Origin of the sequence: Brevundimonas sp. PWP3-1b1 (assembly GCF_049896065.1) — a bacterium.
Lineage (GTDB): Bacteria > Pseudomonadota > Alphaproteobacteria > Caulobacterales > Caulobacteraceae > Brevundimonas > Brevundimonas intermedia_B.
In genome coordinates, this window is sequence record NZ_JAFCTO010000001.1 from 128,220 (window position 1) to 145,988 (window position 17,769).

Sequence of the window (17,769 nt, forward strand, 5' to 3'; positions counted from 1 at the left end):
GGCGATGGTCCTCGCCGCCGGCCTGGGCACCCGGATGCGTCCCCTGACCGACGACCGGCCCAAGGCCCTAGTCGAGGTTCAGGGCCGCGCCCTGATCGACCATGTGCTGGACCGATTGGCGGACGCCGGCGTCGAAAAGGCGGTGGTCAACGTCCACTGGTTCGCGGATCGTCTGGAAAGCCATCTGGCCGCGCGCGGCCAAAACCCTAAAAATCGAGGCCCGCAGATCGTCATCTCCGACGAACGCGCCGAACTGTTGGAGACCGGCGGCGGGCTGAAGAAGGCCCACCCTCTGCTGGGCAAGGATCCCGTCTTCGTCGCCAATATCGACAGCGTCTGGATCGACCGGGGCGATGCGTTGGGCGACCTCGTGCGCCTGTGGAACCCCGAGACGATGGACGCCGCCCTGCTGCTGGCTCGCCGCGAGGGCTCCATCGGCTTCGAAGGCGACGGCGATTTCTTCCTGCGTGATGACGGCGGCCTGGCCTTCCGGGGCGCGGCCGCATCCGCGCCTTACGCCTATATGGGCGTCCACATCACCCGGCCAAGCTATGCCGACAACGGCTGCGAAGGCCCCTTCTCCCTCAGCCCCCTGTGGCGCAAGTCCGCCGCCCAGGGCCGTCTGTTCGGCTGCGTCCTGGACGGCGACTGGATGCACGTCGGCGACCCCCAGGCGCGGGATCAGGCCGAAGCGAAACTGGCGGGAGACGCGTGATGCCGCCCGCCTCTTTCACGCGCCCCACCTCCTCCCCGTCATCCTCGGGCTCGTCCCGAGGATCCATACGCCCGGTGTTCGCCGGTGCGCACCGCCCTCGACGGAGTTTATGGATCCTAGGCACAAGGCCTAGGATAACGGAGTTGAAGTGAAGGCCTTCGACCCCTTCGCGGACGTCCCCCAAGCAGCCGACCGCCGCGCGGTCGGCGCTAGGGAAACGGAAGTGCGCCCCCGCTGGTACGCCATCCCCGCCCACCGGCCGTTCCTCGAAGACCTGGCCGCCGGCGTCCTGGCCTGGCTGGGCGAACTGCCGCCCGAGACCCTGTCCGACGCCACCATTCTGCTGCCCAACCGCCGGGCCGCGCGCGCCTTCACCGGCGCCCTGTCGAAACTGTCGGGCGACCGACCCATCCTGTTGCCCCAGGTCCGCCCGCTAGGCGATCTGGAGGAGGACGAGCCGCCCTTCACGCCCGGCGCTCTCGGTCTCGACCTGCCGCCCGCCATCCCCGCCCTGACCCGCCGGTTCGAAATGGCGCGGATGATCGTCGAACAGTTCGACAGCGACCTGACGCCGATGCGGGCCCTGGACCTGGCCGATGCGCTCGGCGGCTTCCTCGATTCCTGCCAACTGGAAGAAATCCAGAACCCCGAACGGATCGCTACACTGGTGGACGGCGAAATGGCCGAACACTGGGAACGATCGGCCGAGTTCCTGGGCCTCGCCGTCACCGCCTGGCCCAAACGCCTCGCCGAACTGGGTCTGGTCGATCCGGCCTGGCGCCGCGCCACCCTGCTGCGCCGCCTCGCCGAACTGTGGGACGCCCACCCCCCGACTCAGGCCATCATCGCCGCCGGCTCGACCGGCACCGTCCCCGCCGCTGGCGACGTGCTGAAGGCCGTGGCCAGGGCGCCGCTGGGCTGCGTCGTCCTGCCCGGCCTCGATCTCGATCTGGACTCCGGGGTCTGGGACCAGTTGGACGAACAGCATCCGCAGAGCGCGATGAAACGGCTGCTGGACCGCTGCGAAATTCCACGCGAGACCGTCCGCCCCTGGTTCCGCCCCGCCGTCTCCCCGGCCGTCGAGGCGCAAGGTCTGGCCCGCCAGCGGCTGGTCAACGAAGCCCTGCGCCCCGCCGAAGCCACCGACGACTGGCGCCGCGCCATCCGTGACATCCGCGCCGCCGCCGTCGCGCGCGGCGAGGCCCGCGACCCCATCGCCGAAGGCCTGCAAGGCCTGTCCCTGTTGACCGTCCGCGCCGAGGAGGAAGCCGCCGCCGCCATCGCCCTGATGATGCGCGAGACGCTGGAGACACCCGGCAAGACCTGCGCCCTGGTCACGCCGGACCAGGCCTTGGGCCGCCGTGTCGCCGCCCGGCTGGAACGCTGGGGCGTGATCCCCGATTCCTCGGCGGGCGCCCCCCTGTCGCGCCTGCCCGCCGGCGCCCTGGTCGATCTGTGCGCCCGCTGGATCGCCGATCCGGTCCAGCCCCATCTGCTGCTGGCGATCGTCAAACATCCGCTGGCCCGGTTCGACCTGGGCGACTCCCCTCAAGCCGCCGCCGTCGCCGCGCTGGAGGAGCACGCCCTGCGCGGCCCCCGCCCCCGCGACTCCGCCGCCATCCGCCTTCGCCTGATCGAGGCGGTCGAACCCGACCGACGCGGCAAGGCGCCGCCCGAATGGAAGCGTGACCGCCTGTCGGCCGCCACCCGCCTGGTCGAGCATCTGCAGGCCGCCGTCGAGGCCGCAACCGCCGCCTTCACGCCCGACGCCGATCTGAACCTCGCCGCCTCGGCCCTGACCCAGCTGATCGAGACCCTGGCGGGCCAGAACGCCTGGGCCGGTCCCGACGGCGAGGCCGCCGCGGGCCTTCTGTCCGGTCTGATCGAGGGCGGGGCGTCACTGGGCCGGATCGACCGCGCCGAACTGGCCGAACTGGTCACGTCCCTGGTCAAGGAAAACGTCGTGCGGACCGGCGGGGCGACCCACCCATCCCTGCGCATTCTCGGCGCCATCGAGGCGCGGCTGGTGCGCGCCGACCGGATGATCCTCGCCGGGCTGGAGGAAGGCGTCTGGCCCCAGGCCGCGCCGACCGATCCCTTCCTGTCGCGCCCGATGCGCAAGGCCCTGGGCCTGCCCCCGCCCGAACGCCGCCTGGGTCAGACGGCCCAGGACTTCGTCCAGGCCGCCTGCGCCGACGAGGTAATCCTGATCCACAGCGAACGGCGCGGCGGCCAGCCGGCCGTGCGGTCGCGCTGGCTGTGGCGGCTGGAGATGCTGACGCGGGGTGCAGACGCCAAGGACACGCCCGTCGCCATCGCCCGGCCGACCGCCGTCGTCGATTGGGCCCGCAGCCTTGACGCACCCCCGCCCGGTCCGCCGCGCTTCGCCAAACGGCCCGAGCCGCGCCCGCCGGTGCATCGCCGTCCGCGCAGCCTCTATGTCACCCGCATCGAGCGCTGGGTGCGCGACCCCTACGCCATCTACGCCCTGTGGGTGCTGGGGCTGGAAGCGATGGAGCGTCCCGGCGCCTCGGCCGAGGCCCTGGCGCGGGGCAACGCCGTCCATGCCGCGATCGAACGGCTGACCCTGGACTGGCCCGACGACCTGCCCGACGACTGCGAAGCCATCCTGCACGACCATCTGCTGCGCGAACTGGGCGCGCGCGGATTCGAGGATGCGGCCATGGCCCGCGAGGCCCCCCTGGCCCGCAACTGCGCCCGCTGGCTGACCGATTTCGAACGGCGCCGCCGGGCGCGCGGCGTCGACATCCTGGTCGAGCAGCAGGGGGCTATGACCTTCGACGCCCCCGCCGGCCCCTTCACCGTCAAGGCCTTCGCCGACCGGATCGAGCTGGCCTCCGACGGCGCGGCGGTGATGGACTTCAAGACCGGCGCCGCGCCCTCCGCCAAACAGGTCAAGTCCGGCTTCGCCCCGCAACTGACCCTGACCGCCGCCATCCTGGCCGACGGCGGGTTCGAACGCACCAACGGCCCGGTCACGCCCGACGAACTGACCTATGTCCGGGTGGTCGGCCGCAAGACGGCGGGCGAGGTCATCACCCGCGCCTCAGGCGCCGAGGCCGCCGACCTGGCCCAGGCGGCGCTGGAGGGGCTGAAGCGCCGCGTCGCCCGCTTCGACGACGAGAACACCCCCTATGTTTCCTGGGCCGCGCCCCAGTTCATGGGCAACCAGGGCGGCAACTACGATCACCTGGCCCGCGTCTGGGAATGGTCTGTGATCGGCGACGGCGAGGACAGCGAATGATCGCCCCCTCCCCTCAGATCGTTGCGGCCGACCCGCGCCTGACCGTCTTCGTCACCGCCAACGCCGGTTCGGGCAAGACCACCACCCTGGTCAACCGGGTGGCGCGGCTGCTGCTGGACCAGGTCGATCCCGGCGCCATCCTGTGCGTCACCTACACCAAGGCCGCCGCCGCCGAGATGCAGGCCCGCCTGTTCGACCAGCTGGGCGGCTGGGCCGTGCTGGACGACGCCGCCCTGTCGCGCGAACTGGCCCGGCTGGACGACGGCGACCCGCAGGCGATGGATCACGCCGCGCTTTCCCGCGCCCGCAAACTGTTCGCCCGCGCGCTGGAGACGCCGGGCGGGCTGAAGATCCAGACCATCCACGCCTTCTGCGAAAAACTGCTGCGCCGCTTCCCGCTGGAGGCCGGGGTCTCGCCCCGCTTCACCGTGCTGGAAGACCAGGCCGCGACCGCCCTCAGCCATTCCGCGCGCGAGGACCTGGCCCGCGCCGCCGTCGCCGACCCGGACGGTCCCATCGGCCTGGCCTACAGCCATTTCGCCGTCGAACTGGACTGGCAGAGGTTCCAGGCCCTGCTGTCGATGATCGAGGCCAAGCGCGCCGATCTGCTGGACTATATCGACCGCGCCGAGGCCGGAACCGCACCCGATCCCTGGTCCCTGACCGGCGCCGAGGCGGGCCGCAGTCCCGAGGCTCTGGAACACGACTTCGTCGCCTGGATCGACCCCGCCGAATGGAACCGCATGGCCGAGGCCATGGAGGCCGGCTCGACCAACGACCGCAAGATCGCCGACGCCATGAGCGTGGCCGCGCCCCCCTACGCCGGCTTCGCGGCCCTGGCCAGCGTCTTCTGCACCCAGGCGGGCGAGCCGCGAAAGAGCATGGGCACCAAGTCGGCGCCGCAAGGGGCGGTCGGCTGGTTGCTGGACCTCCAGACAAAATTCCTCGCCACCCGCGAGGCCCTGCGCAAGGCGCGAATCGCCGACGACACGATCAAGGTCCTGACCCTGGCCCGCGCTCACGCCGCCTTCTACGAGGCCGCCAAGGCGCAGCGCGGCGCCCTGGACTTCCCCGATCTGGTCGCCCGCGCCGCCGCCCTTCTGACCCGCAGCGGGGCCGCCGCCTGGGTGTTGTACAAGCTGGACGGCGGGGTCGATCACGTCCTGATCGACGAGGCCCAGGACACCGCCCCCGAACAATGGGCCATCGTCCGCGCCCTGACCGGGGAGTTCTATTCCGGCGAAAAGTCAGGCCGCACCGTCTTCGCCGTCGGCGACGAGAAACAGTCGATCTACTCCTTCCAGGGCGCCCGGCCGGAACGGCTTCGTCAGGAAAGGGCCGAATTCCTGGCCTTGGCCGAGGGCGCCGGCGAACCCTTCGCCGGACCCGAGCTGAACACCTCCTACCGTTCGACCGAAGAGGTTCTGACCTTCGTCGACGCCGTCTTCGCCGATCCCGACCGCACCCGCGCCCTGACCGGCCCCCAGGGCGACATCGCCCGTCACATCCCGGCGCGCATCGGCCAGCACGGCGCCATCGACCTGTGGCCCCTGTTCCTCGACGAACCCGCCCCCGAGACCGACGCCTGGGACGATCCGGTGGATCAAGAAAGCGTCGGCAGCGCCCGCAAGCGCCTGGCCCGCGACCTGGCCCGCGAAATCCGCCGCCAGGTCGAAAGCGGCCTCGCCGTCTTCGACCGCAGCACCCGCGAGCTCCGCCCCGCCGGCTACGGCGACTACATCGTCCTGGTTCGCCGCCGCGACGCCACCTTCGAGGAGATCATCCGCGCCCTGAAGACCGAGGGCGTCCCCGTCGCCGGGGCCGACCGGCTGAAACTGTCCAGCCATATCGTCTTCGACGACCTGATCGCCCTGGCCCGATTTGCTCTCTTCCCCGACGACGACCTGTCCCTGGCCGAGGTGCTGCGCAGCCCCCTGTGCGACGTGGACGAGGACGGCCTCTACGCCCTCGCCGGCCGCGAGAACCGCAAGTCCGGCCAGCTGTGGCGCGACCTGCGCGACCGGGCGCACGAACGCCCGGAATGGGCCCGCGCCCGCGACGCGCTCCAGGCCGCCGTCGATGGACGCGGCGGCGACCCCTTCGCCTTCTTCTCCCAGACCCTGAACCGCGTGGACGACTTAGGGCTCTCCGGCCGCGCCCGCATCCTGGCCCGGCTGGGCCGCGAGGCCGAGGAAGCCATCGACGAGACCCTGAACCAGGTCCTGGCGGCCGAGAACCGCGGCGCGATCGATCTGGAGACCTGCCTGGCCCAGCTGGAGGCCGCCGACGTCGAGGTGAAGCGCGAACTGGAAGGCGCGCGCGGCGAGGTTCGCGTCATGACCGTCCACGGCGCCAAGGGGCTGGAGGCGCCCATCGTCATCCTGCCCGACACCACGATGAAGGCGAAGGCCCAAGGGCCGTCCCTGATGCCCGCCGTCACGCCGGAGGGCGAAGGCGAAGCCTGGCTGATGGCCCCCGGCTCCGCCAAGGACGACTGCCCCGCCTCGGCCGACGCCCGCGCCGCGCGTCAGGCCCGCACCGACGACGAGACCCTGCGCCTGCTCTATGTCGCCCTGACCCGCGCCCGCGACCGTGTCATCGTCATGGGCCGCGCCTCCAGCCGGGGCGCCGAACCCGGCAGCTGGTGGTCGGTGATCGAAGAAACCTTCGACCGGCTGGGCGATCAGGTGCGCGAAGTCGAGAACGGCGTCCGCCGCTTCGGCGTCGATCCCGAACGCCGCCCGACACAGGCCGCCGCGACCGCCTCCACCAACGCCCTGCCCGCCTGGGCAGCCACCCCGCCGCCCGCCGACGCCGCCGCCCGCTTCGCCGCGCCGTCGCGGATGGAGGGGTCGATCCGTATCCCCGCCCCCTCGCCCCTGGCCCGCAGCGCAGCAGGCGGCGCCGCCCTGGGCCGATTCCGGCGCGGCGACCTGATCCACCGACTGCTGGAGCGCCTGCCCGAGATCGCGCCCGTCGACCGGCCCGACGCCGCGCGCCGCCTTCTGGCGCGCGAGACCGATCTGGACGACGCCCAGCGCGCCGAGATGATCGCCGCCGCCTTCTCGGTGCTGGACGACGCCCGCTTCGCCCCCGTCTTCGCCCCCGGCTCCCGCGCCGAGGTCGCCCTGACCGGCGCCCTGCCTGGCCCGTCCAGCGTGGCGGTCAACGGCCGTATCGACCGGCTGGTGGTCACCCCCGACCGGGTGCTGGTGATCGACTACAAGACCAACCGCCCAGCCCCTGACGCACTGGACCGGGTCGATCCCGCCTATGTGCTTCAGGCCGCCGTCTATGTCGCCGTGCTGAAACGTCTCTACCCCGACCGCCCGGTCGAGGCCGCCCTGGTCTGGACCGACGGCCCCAAACTGATGCCGATCCCGCAGGCCATGCTGGACGCGGCGTTGGCGGACAGTTGAATTGCCCGCGATTCGCTCCCACATCTGCCTCCGAACCCGGACGCTCCGGCCAACATCAACATGCGCTCAAACCGCTCGCCCCTGCGGGCCCGGCGACCGCGCCCCAAGGAGCCATTCATGGCGACTGTAAAAGTCACGGACGAAAGCTTTGACGCTGACGTCCTGAAATCCTCGACCCCCGTCCTGGTGGACTTCTGGGCCGAATGGTGCGGCCCCTGCAAACAGATTGGCCCGGCGCTGGAACAGATCGCCGACGAACTGGGCGGCAAGGTCACCGTCGCCAAGATCAACATCGACGACAGCCCCATGACCCCGTCCAAGCTGGGCGTGAAGGGCATCCCGACCCTGATGCTGTTCAAGGACGGCCAGATGACCTCGATGAAGGTCGGCGCCATGCCCAAGGGCAAGATCGTCGAATGGCTGGCCGAAGCCGGCGTCAAGGCCGACGCCTGATCCTTTCGACCGCTGTGAAGATCAAACGCCCGCCGGTCCCGACCGGCGGGCGTTTTTCGTGCTAGGATGCCGCCATGAGCGACGACGACACCCCCATCCCCGCCCCTATTTCTGACGAGGAAATTCCCGGCGAGACCCCCGTCCAGCGCGCCCTGCGCCTGAAGAACGCCAAGCTCGACGGCCGGCCGCAGGCCCCGCGCGGCGGCCGTTTCCAGCGCGAACAGAACGCCCGCATCGCGGCCGGCAAGTCGCGTCCCTGGATGAGCAAATAGAACGACTCTCCCTCCCCTTCATGGGGAGGGACGATCGCGAAGCGATCAGGGTGGGGGCGGCCCGGCAAAGCCGCACTTGCTTGACTGAAGAGCAGTCCGTGGGGCGTCGCTCTGCCGTCCCCACCCGGTCTCGCCTTCGGCTCGACCGCCCTCCCCCGCGGGGGGAGGGAAAATCCGGCGCCTAGTCCGGCCAAGTCTGTTCGCTGGCGCCCAGCACTTCGCCCGCCAGATACAGAGACCCACAAATGGCCACGCGGCCGGCGCCTAGGCGCAGCGCCAGGTCTAGCGCGTCGCCCACCGATCCCGCCGGGGTCGCCGCCAGCCCGTGCCCGCGCGCCACGGCCGCTAAAGCCACGGGATCGGCCGCCGCGCCGTCGAAGCCGACGGTGAAGACCGTCGCCTGGCTGTCCTTCAACGCGGCGAAGAACCCGCCCGCATCCTTGTTCGACAGCATGCCGCAAATCAGGGCCAGGGGACGCGGCGCCCGCGCCTGACGCTCGGCCAGAAACGCCGCCAGGGCCTTTGCGGCATGGGGATTGTGCCCCCCGTCCAGCCACAGCTCTGCCTCCGCCGCCCGTGCCGCCTCGCCATAAGGTCCGGCCGAAATCCGCTGCAGCCGCGCGGGCCAGCGCACGGCCTTCAGCCCTTCGGCGATCGCGGCCTCGGGCAGGTCCAACTCGACCGCCGCCGCCACGGCTAAGGCCGCATTGTCGATCTGGTGCGCCCCCGCCAGCGCCGGCGCCGGCAGGTCCATGAACAGTTCGGCCGTCTGGAACGCCAGGCCGCCCCGCTCGGCCCAGGCGTCGAAATCGACCCCCAGCACCGTCAGCCGCGCATGGACGTCGGCGGCGCGGCGTTCGATGGCCGCCATCGCCTCTTCGCGCTGTCGCGCGATCACGGCCGGCGCCCCGGCCTTCAGCACGCCCGCCTTCTCCGAGGCGATCCCCGCCAGGTCCGTGCCCAGGAACTCCGCATGGTCGTAATCGACGGGGGTGATCACGCTCAGCAGCGGCCGTTCGATCACATTGGTCGCGTCCAGCACCCCGCCCAGCCCGACCTCGATGATGGCCAGGTCGGCCGGCGTCTCCGCCATGGCCAGGAAGGCGGCGGCGGTGGTGCTTTCGAACACCGTGGCCTCGCTGTCCGTATCCGCCATCACGGCCTCGATCCGGTCCAGGATGGCGTTCAGCGCCTCGTCCTCGATCAGCTTGCCGGCCAGCCGTATCCGCTCGTTGAACCGCACCAGATGGGGCGAGGTATAGGCATGGACCTTCAGCCCCGCCGCCTCGGCGATGGCGCGGATCAAAGCGACGGTCGAGCCCTTGCCGTTGGTGCCCGCCACATGGATGACCGGCGGCAACTTGTGTTGAGGATCGCCCAGGGCGGCGCACAACACGCGCATTCTTTCCAGCGACAGGTCGATCCGCTGGGGGTGGCGCGCACGTAGACGTTCGGAGACGGGATCCATCCGCCTCCTTTAGCCCCTGATTTCGAGAACCGCGACATGACTTCCAGGCCGCACATCAGAACGGCGGCCCGCATCGTCCTGGCGACCGTCTTCCTGGGCGCCGGCGTGCTGCATCTGACGGTTCCCGGCCCGTTCGTGCGGATCACACCGCACTGGGTGTCGGACCCTGCCCAGGTCGTGGCGCTGACGGGGATAGCCGAGCTGTTGGGCGCGGCGGGGCTGATGATCCCGCGCCTGCGTGTCGTCGCCGGCTGGGCCCTGGCCCTCTATTGCGTCTGCGTCTATCCAGCCAACATCCAGCACGCCGTCCACGGCCTGACGACGGGCGTAGGGTTAGGCTGGGCCTATCACGGCCCGCGCCTGCTGCTTCAGCCGGTCATCGTCTGGTGGTGCCTGTGGGCCTCGACCGCGATCGACTGGCCCTTCAGGCGGTCTCAGGCGGCGGCGCGCGTCCCGCCCATCAGCATGGAGAGGATCTGACCCAGGGTGCGCGGCAGGTCGGCGCGGGTCACGACTCGGTCCACCATGCCCTTTTCCTGCAGATATTCGGCGCGCTGGAAGCCCGGCGGCAGTTTCTCGCGGATGGTGGCCTCGATCACGCGCGGACCGGCGAAGCCGATCAGGGCGCCCGGCTCGGCCAAGTGCACGTCGCCCAGCATGGCGTAGGAGGCGGTCACCCCGCCCGTCGTCGGGTCCGTCAGGACCACGGCGTAGGGCAGTTTGGCGTCCTTCAGCTCTTCAATGGCCAGGGTCGTGCGCGCCATCTGCATCAGCGACAGGGCGCCTTCCTGCATCCGCGCGCCGCCGGCGGCGGTGAAACAGATCATCGGGACCTTGCGGGCCACGGCCTCGCGCGCCGCCTTGATGAAGGCCTCGCCCGCCGCCATGCCCAGCGACCCGCCCATGAAGGTGAAATCCTGAACGATGACGACGGCCTCCTGGCCGCCGACGACGCCATAGCCGATGGCCATGGTGTCCTTGCGACCCGCCGCCTTGCGCGCGGCGCTCAGGCGATCCTTGTAGGACTTGCCGTCCGAGAATTTCAGCGGATCTTCCGGCACGTCCGGCGTGTCGATGGACTCATAGACGCCGCCGTCGAAGGTGGCCTTCAGGCGCGTCGGCGCATCGATCCGCATGTGACGGCCCGACGGCGTCACCCACAGGGACGCCTCCAGATCCGAACGATACAGCATCTCGCCGCTATCGGGATCCTTGACCCACAGATTGTCGGGGGTGTCGCGGCGCGACACGATCTTGCGGACGCCGGGCGCGAAACGGCTCAGCCAACCGCCGCGCTTTTCCTGAGGTTTGTTCTTGTCGACCATGGCCTGGCTCTTAGACGGTTTCCGCGGCGGAAGCACTACTGACGACCGATCGAACCGCGTCGCCCAGGGCCTTGACCCGGGCCAGAACGCGCGGCGCGGCGGGCTCATTGGCCTCCAGCGCGGCCGCCACCTCGTCCACCAGGGCCGAGCCGACCACCACCGCATCGGCCACCCGCGCGATCTCGGCCGCCCGCTCCGGCGTCTTGACACCGAACCCGACCGCGACCGGCAGGCCCGACGCCTTGCGCACCCGTTCCACCGCCGGCGCCACCACCTCGGCGTTGGCCTCCTTGACGCCCGTCACGCCCGCAACGGCGACGTAGTAGACGAAGCCCGAAGTGCCCTGGACCACGATCTTCAACCGCGCGTCGTCCGAGGTCGGGGTCGCCAGCCGGATCAGCGAGATCGACACCTTGTCCAGCGCCGCGATCAGCGGCCCGGCCTCTTCCGGCGGGCAGTCCACCACGATCAGGCCGTCGATACCGCAGTCGGCCGCATAGGCGGCGAAGGCGTCATAGCCCAGGCTCTCGATCGGGTTCAGATAACCCATCAGCACGATCGGTGTCGCGTCGTCGCCTTTGCGGAATTCCTTGGCCAGATCCATGGTCGAGCGCAGGCCGAACCCGGCCGCCATGCCCCGGATCGCCGCCCGCTGGATCGGCGGCCCCTCGGCCATCGGGTCGCTGAACGGAAAGCCCAGTTCGATGATGTCGGCCCCGGCGGCGGGCAGGCCGTTCAGGATCGCCAGCGCCTCCTCGCGCGACGGATCGCCCCCCATCACATAGGGAATGAAGGCCGCACGGCCCTCGGCCTTCAGCGCGGCGAAACGGGCGTCGATACGGGCGGTGGTCATTGCGGCGGCGATCCGGCGGGAGCGGCAGGCGGGGTCGCAGCAGCAGCCGCGCACACGTCGCCTGGAATGGTGGCGAAGCCCAGATAGGCGGGCAGTTCGGCGACGGCGGTCTTGGAGGTGTCGTAGAAGGCGACCATCTGCATGCCGTCGCAGCCGCCGGCCTCGCGGCGCTTGATAAGGACCACGCGGTTCTCGTCCCCGCCCGCCGCTAGCCAGCCCTTCGTCTCCAGATCGGCGATATAGGCGTCGGCCAGGGCGCCGATCTGGCCCAGTTGCGCGGTCACGCAATACGCCCGGCCGGCCAGATTGTTCAGTCCGCCGCAATCGGCCGACAGCTCCGCACCCGGCGACAGGCCGACATCGGCCGGGCCGCCCTGCTGTGCAGGGGGCGCGGGCGACGGCGTCTGGGCCTGAGCGGCGGTCGCGAGGCTCAAGACGGCGGTCGCCGCCAGCAGACTACGGATCACAGTTCCACTCCCAGATGTTTGGCGACCTGAAAGATGTCCTTGTCGCCGCGGCCCGACATCAGCAGCACGACATCGCCGCCCTTGCCGACTTCGCGCGCCACTTCGCCCGTCCGCGCCAGCGCGTGGGCTGGTTCCAGCGCCGGGATGATGCCTTCCAGCTTCGAGCACAGCTGGAACGCCTCCAGCGCCTCGTTGTCGGTCGCCGAACGATATTCCGCCCGGCCGATGTCATGCAGCCAGGCGTGTTCCGGCCCGATGCCGGGATAGTCCAGCCCGGCCGAGATCGAATGGCCTTCGACGATATTGCCGTCCTCGTCTTGCAGCAGATAGGTCCGGTTGCCGTGCAACACGCCCGAACGCCCGCCCTTCAGCGAGGCCGCGTGGTCCGGCGTATCCAGCCCATGCCCCGCCGCCTCGACGCCGATCAGGCGCACGGCCTCGTCCTCGATGAAGGGGTGGAAGGCGCCGATGGCGTTCGATCCGCCGCCGATGCAGGCGACCACCGCCTCGGGCAGCTTGCCCATCCGCGCCATCGACTGCGCCTTGATCTCCTTGCCGATCACCGACTGGAAATCGCGCACCATGGCCGGATAGGGGTGCGGACCCGCCGCCGTGCCGATGATGTAATAGGTGTCCGAGACGTTGGTCACCCAGTCGCGCATCGCCTCGTTCATCGCGTCCTTCAGGGTCGCGGCGCCCGCCGTGACCGAGAAGACTTCCGAGCCCAGCAGGCGCATGCGGAACACGTTCGGCTGCTGTCGCTCGACGTCCACCGCGCCCATATAGACGGTGCAGGGCAGGCCGAACCGCGCCGACACCGTCGCCGACGCCACGCCATGCTGACCGGCGCCGGTCTCGGCGATGATCCGGGTCTTGCCCATACGCCGCGCCAGCAGGATCTGGCCCATGCAATTATTGATCTTGTGCGCGCCCGTATGGTTCAGGTCCTCGCGCTTCAGCCAGATCCGCGCCCCGCCGAAATGTTCGGTCAGCCGCTCGGCGAAATACAGCGGGCTTTCGCGACCGACGTAATGGGTCAGGAAACCGTCCAGCTCGGCCTGGAAGCTCGGATCCGCCTTGGCCGCCTTATAGGCCGCGTCCAGCTCGTGGATCAGCGGCATCAGGGTCTCGGCCACGAACTGCCCGCCATAGGGCCCAAACCGACCCTGCGCGTCCGGCCAGGCGTAGGCGTTGGACAGCGGCTGGCCTGGGGTCGGGGTCTGGATGGGGGTTTGAGCGTTCACGAGTCCAACTTTCACGCGGGGAGGCGTCGTAATTACGTCCGGCGCGCGTTTTGGATGAAGGCCGCGATCCGGTCGGCGTCCTTAACACCCGGCGCGCTTTCCACGCCAGAGGACACATCGATCATGGGCGCCCCGGTGATCCTCAGCGCCTCGGCCACATTGTCCGGGTTCAGCCCCCCCGCCAGGAACCAGTCGTGGCGAAAAACCCGATCCGCCAGCAGGGTCCAGTCGAAACTATGCCCCACCCCGCCGGGCAGCACCGACCCCTCGGGCGGCTTGGCGTCGAACATCAAGTGATCGGCGTGATAATCCCATTCGTCGGCGGCGGCGAAGTCGTCGCCGTGCCGGATCGGCAGGGCCTTGATCACCCCCGTCCCGGTCAGGGCCCGCACCCGTTCCGCCCGCGGCGGGGTCTCCGCCCCATGCAACTGGACGAAGTCGGGCCGCAACACCCGCGCGATCTCATCCAGCAAGGCATCGTCCGGGTCCACCGTCACCGCCACGATCTTCGCTCGCCCCCGCGCCCGTTTGAACAGACGCGCCGCCGCCTCGGGCGCCAGATGCCGGGGGCTTTTCGCAAACACCACCGCCCCCACGAAATCCGCCCCGCCGTCCAGCGCGGCGTCCAGGGTGTCCGGCGTGATCAGGCCACAGATTTTTATTGCGGTCGTCATGGTACGATCACCGTCAGGCCGATGTCGGTCGCGACCGCAGCCATATCCGTATCAAGGGTTGCCAGAACGAAGCCGTGCCGCACGGCAAGGGCGAGATGGATGCCGTCGGGCGCGCGCAGCCTAACGTCGTTTCTGACCAGTCGGCGCGCGGCGACGATGTCGCTGTTCATCACGTCCAGCACGACTCGTGTCGATAACCAGTGATCGAGTTCGAGTTCGAGCTTACGACGGTCGCGGTCAATCAATCGCTTCATGCGCGACTGCACAGACAAGGCGGAAGTGAACTCGGTCGCGGTCCAGGTGCTCAAGACAAGATCATCGACATGCCCTGCCCACTCCAGGACGCGGACGGTGTGATGATCCTCATGCAGGAGCGACACCAGCACGCTGGTGTCCAGATAGACCGTCAAATCTCTTCGTCCCGCATCATCCGCACGAGCGTGACCGAATCCATCGGGACGGTAGGCTTCACGCGAACGCGCTTGAACCATTCGACATCGATCGGCCCCGACGTCGGAACGACCTCCTGCGCCGGCTCCAGCCGCGCGATCGGCACGCCGCGCCGCGTGATGGTCACGGCCTCGCCCGCCAGCATGCGATCCAGCAGCTTGGGCAGGTTGTTCTTGGCTTCGGCGACGGAGTAGCTGGACATGGCCATCAAGATAGCCATCTGCCGCCAAAAGTCCAATCAGCCGCCCGCCGGTTCCACAAAGATCGACGCGATCTCTTCCGGGCTCAGCAGCCGCCACTGTCCCGGCGCCAGATCGGCCGGCAGGGCCAGCCCGCCCATTCGTTCGCGGTGCAGGATCTCGACATGGTTGCCGGCGGCGGCGAACATGCGCCGCACCTGGTGATAGCGCCCCTCGGTCACCGTCAGCAGGGCCTCGGTCGGGGACACCACCTCCAGCACAGCGGGCGCCAGCGGCTTGTCCTCGCCCTCCAGCACCAGCTCCCCGGCGGCGAACAACTCACCTTCCGTCCCCACCAGCGGCCGCGCCAGCCCGGCGCGATAGACCTTGGTCACATGGCGCTTGGGCGAAATCACCCGGTGCAACAGGTCGCCGTCGTCGGTCAGCAGCAGCAGGCCCGTCGTCTGCTTGTCCAGCCGCCCGATCGTCGAAATGGCCGGATCGCGCGCCCGCCACCGTCCCGGCAGGATGTCATAGACCAGCGCCCCCTCTTCCTTGTGCGAACAGGTCATGCCCAGCGGCTTGTTCAGCATGATCACCAGCCCCTGCACGGGGTCCAGCGGCTCGCCGTCGATCTCCATCCGCGTGGGCAGGTCGCGCGTCACCGGGATGCGTTTGGACACATCCGTCAGATCCGCCCCGTCCAGCACGATCCCGCCCGCCTTGGCCATCCGCGCCATCTCGGCCCGCGAGCCATAGCCCATCGAGCCCAGCAGACGGTCCACGCGAGAGGTGGGGGTCTTGCTCATGCGTTCACCCCCACACCCACATCCGTCATCCACCCCAAACCCGTCATCCTAGGGCTTGTCCCTAGGATCCAGACTCCCGATGCGTCGGCAGACAACGCTCCCCTCGAACACCGGGAGTCTGGATCCTCGCCACAAGGGCGAGGATGACGGCTCAGAGAAGAGCGCGTCACTTCACCGCCTCGAACAGCTTGTAGCCGCCCGCCTCGGCGACCAGCCGCACCCGCTTGAACGCCGCATTCAGCTCCGCCTCATAGGGCAGGTGCCGGTTGGCGACGACCCAGGCGACACCGCCCTTCTTCAGCAGTTCGGCCGCCTTGCGGATGAAGGCCTGGCCCAGACGCCGGTCCTCGGCCCCGCCGTCGTGGAAGGGCGGGTTGCTGACCACGAAATCCTTGTCGCCCTTTGCCTCCAGGGTGCGGGCGTCGGACCACCAGACCTTGGCCCGCTCATCCGTGACGTTCTCGCGCGCGGCGCGGATGGCGCGGCGATCAAGATCGACCAGCTTCAGCTTGGTCACCGCCGGCGAACGCAGCGCCACGATCGACAGGGCGCCATAGCCGCAACCCAGATCGACCCCCTCGCCCTTCATCGGCGGCAGGTGTTCGGCCAGCAGCGCCGACCCCGCGTCGATCCGGTCCCAGGCGAAAATCCCCGGCTGCGACCAGGCCTCAAGCCCCGGCACGAACTGCGGCCCGCCCGCGGCGATGGCGGCGTCGATCGCCGCGTCCAGCCCCTGCGCCGTCTCGGGCTTGAAGACGATGCAGCGGCGATGGTGGGCCTTGGCCGTCTCGGCGACCTCGACGCCGAACGCCTTCAGCTCCTTGCCCAGGCGCGACCCGCCCTTGTCCTTGGGCGCCATCACGTCCAGCCGCCCGCCGACCTTCAGCGCCCTCAGCGCCAGGGCCAGGACATAGCGCCGTTCCAGCACGCCGGGCGGGGCGTAGATCATCACCGTATCGGCTGAGCCGGGGTCCTGTGCCTCCAGCGCGGCGGAATCCGGGATCAGGGGCGAGGTCTGGGTGGCATCGCCAGGCGGATCGAAAACGACAGGCGGGCGGCCATAGAGAAGCGTGGTCATGCCCCGCCCTTAGAGGGTGAAGGCGAAAATCGCCAGCCGGGGGACAGCCCTCCCCCCAATCCCGTCACCCTCGGGCTCGTCCCGAGGGCCCACTGCAAATGCGGACACTCGCCAACGCCATTTCGCAAAGGCGCCGAAACTTCAGGCCATCGAGATCGCCTGACCGTAGGCCCTCGGGACAAGCCCGAGGGTGACGGCCTATTGATGCTCAGAACCCCGCCTGCAGCAGCGCCAGCCCCACGACCCCGACCACGATCCGCCACCAGGCGAAGACGCCGAAGCCGCGCCTGGACACGAAATCCAGCAGGAACCGCACCACCGCCAGGGCCGAGAGGAAGGCCACGACGAAGCCCACGACGATCAGGCCCACGTCACTGAAATCCAGCGTCTTGTGGTTCTTGAACAGGTCATAGGCCACCGCCGCCCCCATGGTGGGCAGGGCCAGAAAGAAGCTGAACTCGGCCGCCGACCGCTTGTCGGTCTTCAGCAGCAGGCCGCCGGCGATGGTGGCGCCGGACCGCGACACGCCGGGGATCATGGCCAGGCACTGGAACAGGCCGATCAGGAAATAGATCCGCATCGGATAGGCCTCGGCGTCCAGCCATTTGGGCCGCTTGTCCATCCGGTCCAGAGCCAGCAGGATCACCCCGCCGACGATCAGGGCCACACACACCACCTGCGGCGTGTCGAACAGCACCGTCTTGATGTAGTCGTAAGCTAGGAAGCCGATCACGACGGCGGGCGCGAAGGCGACCAGCAGGCCGATCAGGAACCGCCGCGCCTCCGGATCGAACGGCCAGCGCGTCGCCAGCGCCCACAGCCGTCTAAAATAGACGCTGATGATGGCCAAGAGGGCGCCCAGCTGGATCACGATCTCGAACGTCTTGCCCGAACTCTCGAAGCCCATGAAATGGCCCAGCAGCAGCATATGGCCCGTGGACGAGACCGGAATGAACTCGGTCAGCCCCTCGACCAGACCCAGGATGATGGCCGCCAGCCAGTCCGACATGAAAACCCCGAAACAGGTCCGGGATCACGACGCGCCCGGTTCGCCCCTGCCTTAGCGCAATCGTCCCCGATTAGGCGAGGGACGGCGAG

17 protein-coding genes are annotated in these 17,769 nt (G+C 69.6%); 6 read left to right on the forward strand and 11 right to left on the reverse strand.

Annotated features, from left to right (window positions below; translation table 11 throughout):
• Nucleotides 1-4: 4 nt before the first annotated feature.
• The 5 genes from murU to ACP69V_RS00610 all read left to right on the forward strand — a co-directional run bounded on the left by murU (nucleotide 5) and on the right by ACP69V_RS00610 (nucleotide 8,124).
• Nucleotides 5-715, forward strand: coding sequence for an N-acetylmuramate alpha-1-phosphate uridylyltransferase MurU (murU, locus tag ACP69V_RS00590; RefSeq protein WP_426024011.1), 711 nt, complete (start codon nucleotides 5-7; stop codon nucleotides 713-715).
• A gap of 148 nt (nucleotides 716-863) precedes the next feature.
• On the forward strand, nucleotides 864-3,980 hold the full coding sequence (gene addB / locus ACP69V_RS00595) for a double-strand break repair protein AddB (RefSeq protein WP_426022230.1): 3,117 nt from the start codon (nucleotides 864-866) through the stop codon (nucleotides 3,978-3,980).
• The gene (gene addA / locus ACP69V_RS00600) at nucleotides 3,977-7,399 is read left to right on the forward strand and encodes a double-strand break repair helicase AddA (RefSeq protein WP_426022231.1); all 3,423 of its coding nucleotides are present in this window, start codon (nucleotides 3,977-3,979) and stop codon (nucleotides 7,397-7,399) included. The genes addB and addA overlap by 4 nt, the downstream gene beginning before the upstream one ends.
• 117 nt (nucleotides 7,400-7,516) lie before the next feature.
• The gene (gene trxA / locus ACP69V_RS00605; RefSeq protein WP_135193854.1) at nucleotides 7,517-7,852 is read left to right on the forward strand and encodes a thioredoxin; all 336 of its coding nucleotides are present in this window, start codon (nucleotides 7,517-7,519) and stop codon (nucleotides 7,850-7,852) included.
• Between the two features lie 74 nt (nucleotides 7,853-7,926).
• Nucleotides 7,927-8,124 (forward strand): hypothetical protein, encoded by a 198-nt coding sequence (locus ACP69V_RS00610; protein WP_425986237.1) that lies wholly within the window; start codon nucleotides 7,927-7,929, stop codon nucleotides 8,122-8,124.
• A 181-nt stretch (nucleotides 8,125-8,305) separates the two neighbouring features.
• On the opposite strand, the gene ACP69V_RS00615 is transcribed toward ACP69V_RS00610, so the two are convergent.
• Nucleotides 8,306-9,592: a bifunctional folylpolyglutamate synthase/dihydrofolate synthase gene (locus ACP69V_RS00615; RefSeq protein WP_426022232.1), complete on the reverse strand. Its 1,287-nt coding sequence runs from the start codon at nucleotides 9,590-9,592 to the stop codon at nucleotides 8,306-8,308.
• 36 nt (nucleotides 9,593-9,628) lie between these two features.
• On the opposite strand from ACP69V_RS00615, the gene ACP69V_RS00620 reads away from it, so the two are divergent.
• On the forward strand, nucleotides 9,629-10,072 hold the full coding sequence (locus ACP69V_RS00620) for a DoxX family protein (protein WP_426022233.1): 444 nt from the start codon (nucleotides 9,629-9,631) through the stop codon (nucleotides 10,070-10,072).
• On the opposite strand, the gene accD is transcribed toward ACP69V_RS00620, so the two are convergent.
• From accD to ACP69V_RS00670, 10 genes are all read right to left on the reverse strand, one after another.
• Nucleotides 10,027-10,917, reverse strand: a complete 891-nt coding sequence (accD, locus tag ACP69V_RS00625) for an acetyl-CoA carboxylase, carboxyltransferase subunit beta (RefSeq protein WP_426022234.1) — start codon at nucleotides 10,915-10,917, stop codon at nucleotides 10,027-10,029. The genes ACP69V_RS00620 and accD overlap by 46 nt on opposite strands.
• 10 nt (nucleotides 10,918-10,927) lie before the next feature.
• Nucleotides 10,928-11,770, reverse strand: a complete 843-nt coding sequence (gene trpA, locus ACP69V_RS00630; protein ID WP_426022235.1) for a tryptophan synthase subunit alpha — start codon at nucleotides 11,768-11,770, stop codon at nucleotides 10,928-10,930.
• Nucleotides 11,767-12,237 (reverse strand): hypothetical protein, encoded by a 471-nt coding sequence (locus ACP69V_RS00635; protein ID WP_426022236.1) that lies wholly within the window; start codon nucleotides 12,235-12,237, stop codon nucleotides 11,767-11,769. The genes trpA and ACP69V_RS00635 overlap by 4 nt, the downstream gene beginning before the upstream one ends.
• On the reverse strand, nucleotides 12,234-13,436 hold the full coding sequence (gene trpB, locus ACP69V_RS00640) for a tryptophan synthase subunit beta (RefSeq protein WP_426024012.1): 1,203 nt from the start codon (nucleotides 13,434-13,436) through the stop codon (nucleotides 12,234-12,236). The genes ACP69V_RS00635 and trpB overlap by 4 nt, the downstream gene beginning before the upstream one ends.
• Nucleotides 13,437-13,513: 77 nt before the next feature.
• Nucleotides 13,514-14,155: a phosphoribosylanthranilate isomerase gene (locus tag ACP69V_RS00645; protein ID WP_426022237.1), complete on the reverse strand. Its 642-nt coding sequence runs from the start codon at nucleotides 14,153-14,155 to the stop codon at nucleotides 13,514-13,516.
• Nucleotides 14,152-14,565 (reverse strand): type II toxin-antitoxin system VapC family toxin, encoded by a 414-nt coding sequence (locus tag ACP69V_RS00650; protein WP_426022238.1) that lies wholly within the window; start codon nucleotides 14,563-14,565, stop codon nucleotides 14,152-14,154. Before ACP69V_RS00650 ends, ACP69V_RS00645 begins: the two co-directional genes overlap by 4 nt.
• A complete protein-coding gene (locus ACP69V_RS00655; RefSeq protein ID WP_112863437.1) occupies nucleotides 14,562-14,825 on the reverse strand; it encodes a type II toxin-antitoxin system Phd/YefM family antitoxin in 264 nt (87 codons plus the stop codon). Before ACP69V_RS00655 ends, ACP69V_RS00650 begins: the two co-directional genes overlap by 4 nt.
• Nucleotides 14,826-14,843: 18 nt before the next feature.
• Nucleotides 14,844-15,593 (reverse strand): pseudouridine synthase, encoded by a 750-nt coding sequence (locus ACP69V_RS00660; protein WP_426022239.1) that lies wholly within the window; start codon nucleotides 15,591-15,593, stop codon nucleotides 14,844-14,846.
• Between the two features lie 166 nt (nucleotides 15,594-15,759).
• Nucleotides 15,760-16,671, reverse strand: coding sequence for a class I SAM-dependent methyltransferase (locus ACP69V_RS00665; RefSeq protein WP_426022240.1), 912 nt, complete (start codon nucleotides 16,669-16,671; stop codon nucleotides 15,760-15,762).
• Between the two features lie 208 nt (nucleotides 16,672-16,879).
• Entirely contained in the window at nucleotides 16,880-17,680 is an 801-nt protein-coding gene (locus ACP69V_RS00670) for an undecaprenyl-diphosphate phosphatase (RefSeq protein WP_426022241.1), read from the reverse strand.
• Between the last annotated feature and the right edge of the window lie 89 nt (nucleotides 17,681-17,769).

Coding starts and splice junctions, on each gene's coding strand:
- ACP69V_RS00645 (WP_426022237.1), bottom strand. CDS start 14,155: ATGACGACCGCAATAAAAATCTGTGGCCTGATCACGCCGGACACCCTG.
- ACP69V_RS00655 (WP_112863437.1), bottom strand. CDS start 14,825: ATGGCTATCTTGATGGCCATGTCCAGCTACTCCGTCGCCGAAGCCAAG.
- addA (WP_426022231.1), top strand. CDS start 3,977: ATGATCGCCCCCTCCCCTCAGATCGTTGCGGCCGACCCGCGCCTGACC.
- ACP69V_RS00670 (WP_426022241.1), bottom strand. CDS start 17,680: ATGTCGGACTGGCTGGCGGCCATCATCCTGGGTCTGGTCGAGGGGCTG.
- ACP69V_RS00610 (WP_425986237.1), top strand. CDS start 7,927: ATGAGCGACGACGACACCCCCATCCCCGCCCCTATTTCTGACGAGGAA.
- trxA (WP_135193854.1), top strand. CDS start 7,517: ATGGCGACTGTAAAAGTCACGGACGAAAGCTTTGACGCTGACGTCCTG.
- ACP69V_RS00660 (WP_426022239.1), bottom strand. CDS start 15,593: ATGAGCAAGACCCCCACCTCTCGCGTGGACCGTCTGCTGGGCTCGATG.
- murU (WP_426024011.1), top strand. CDS start 5: ATGGTCCTCGCCGCCGGCCTGGGCACCCGGATGCGTCCCCTGACCGAC.
- accD (WP_426022234.1), bottom strand. CDS start 10,917: ATGGTCGACAAGAACAAACCTCAGGAAAAGCGCGGCGGTTGGCTGAGC.
- ACP69V_RS00620 (WP_426022233.1), top strand. CDS start 9,629: ATGACTTCCAGGCCGCACATCAGAACGGCGGCCCGCATCGTCCTGGCG.
- trpA (WP_426022235.1), bottom strand. CDS start 11,770: ATGACCACCGCCCGTATCGACGCCCGTTTCGCCGCGCTGAAGGCCGAG.
- ACP69V_RS00615 (WP_426022232.1), bottom strand. CDS start 9,592: ATGGATCCCGTCTCCGAACGTCTACGTGCGCGCCACCCCCAGCGGATC.
- ACP69V_RS00665 (WP_426022240.1), bottom strand. CDS start 16,671: ATGACCACGCTTCTCTATGGCCGCCCGCCTGTCGTTTTCGATCCGCCT.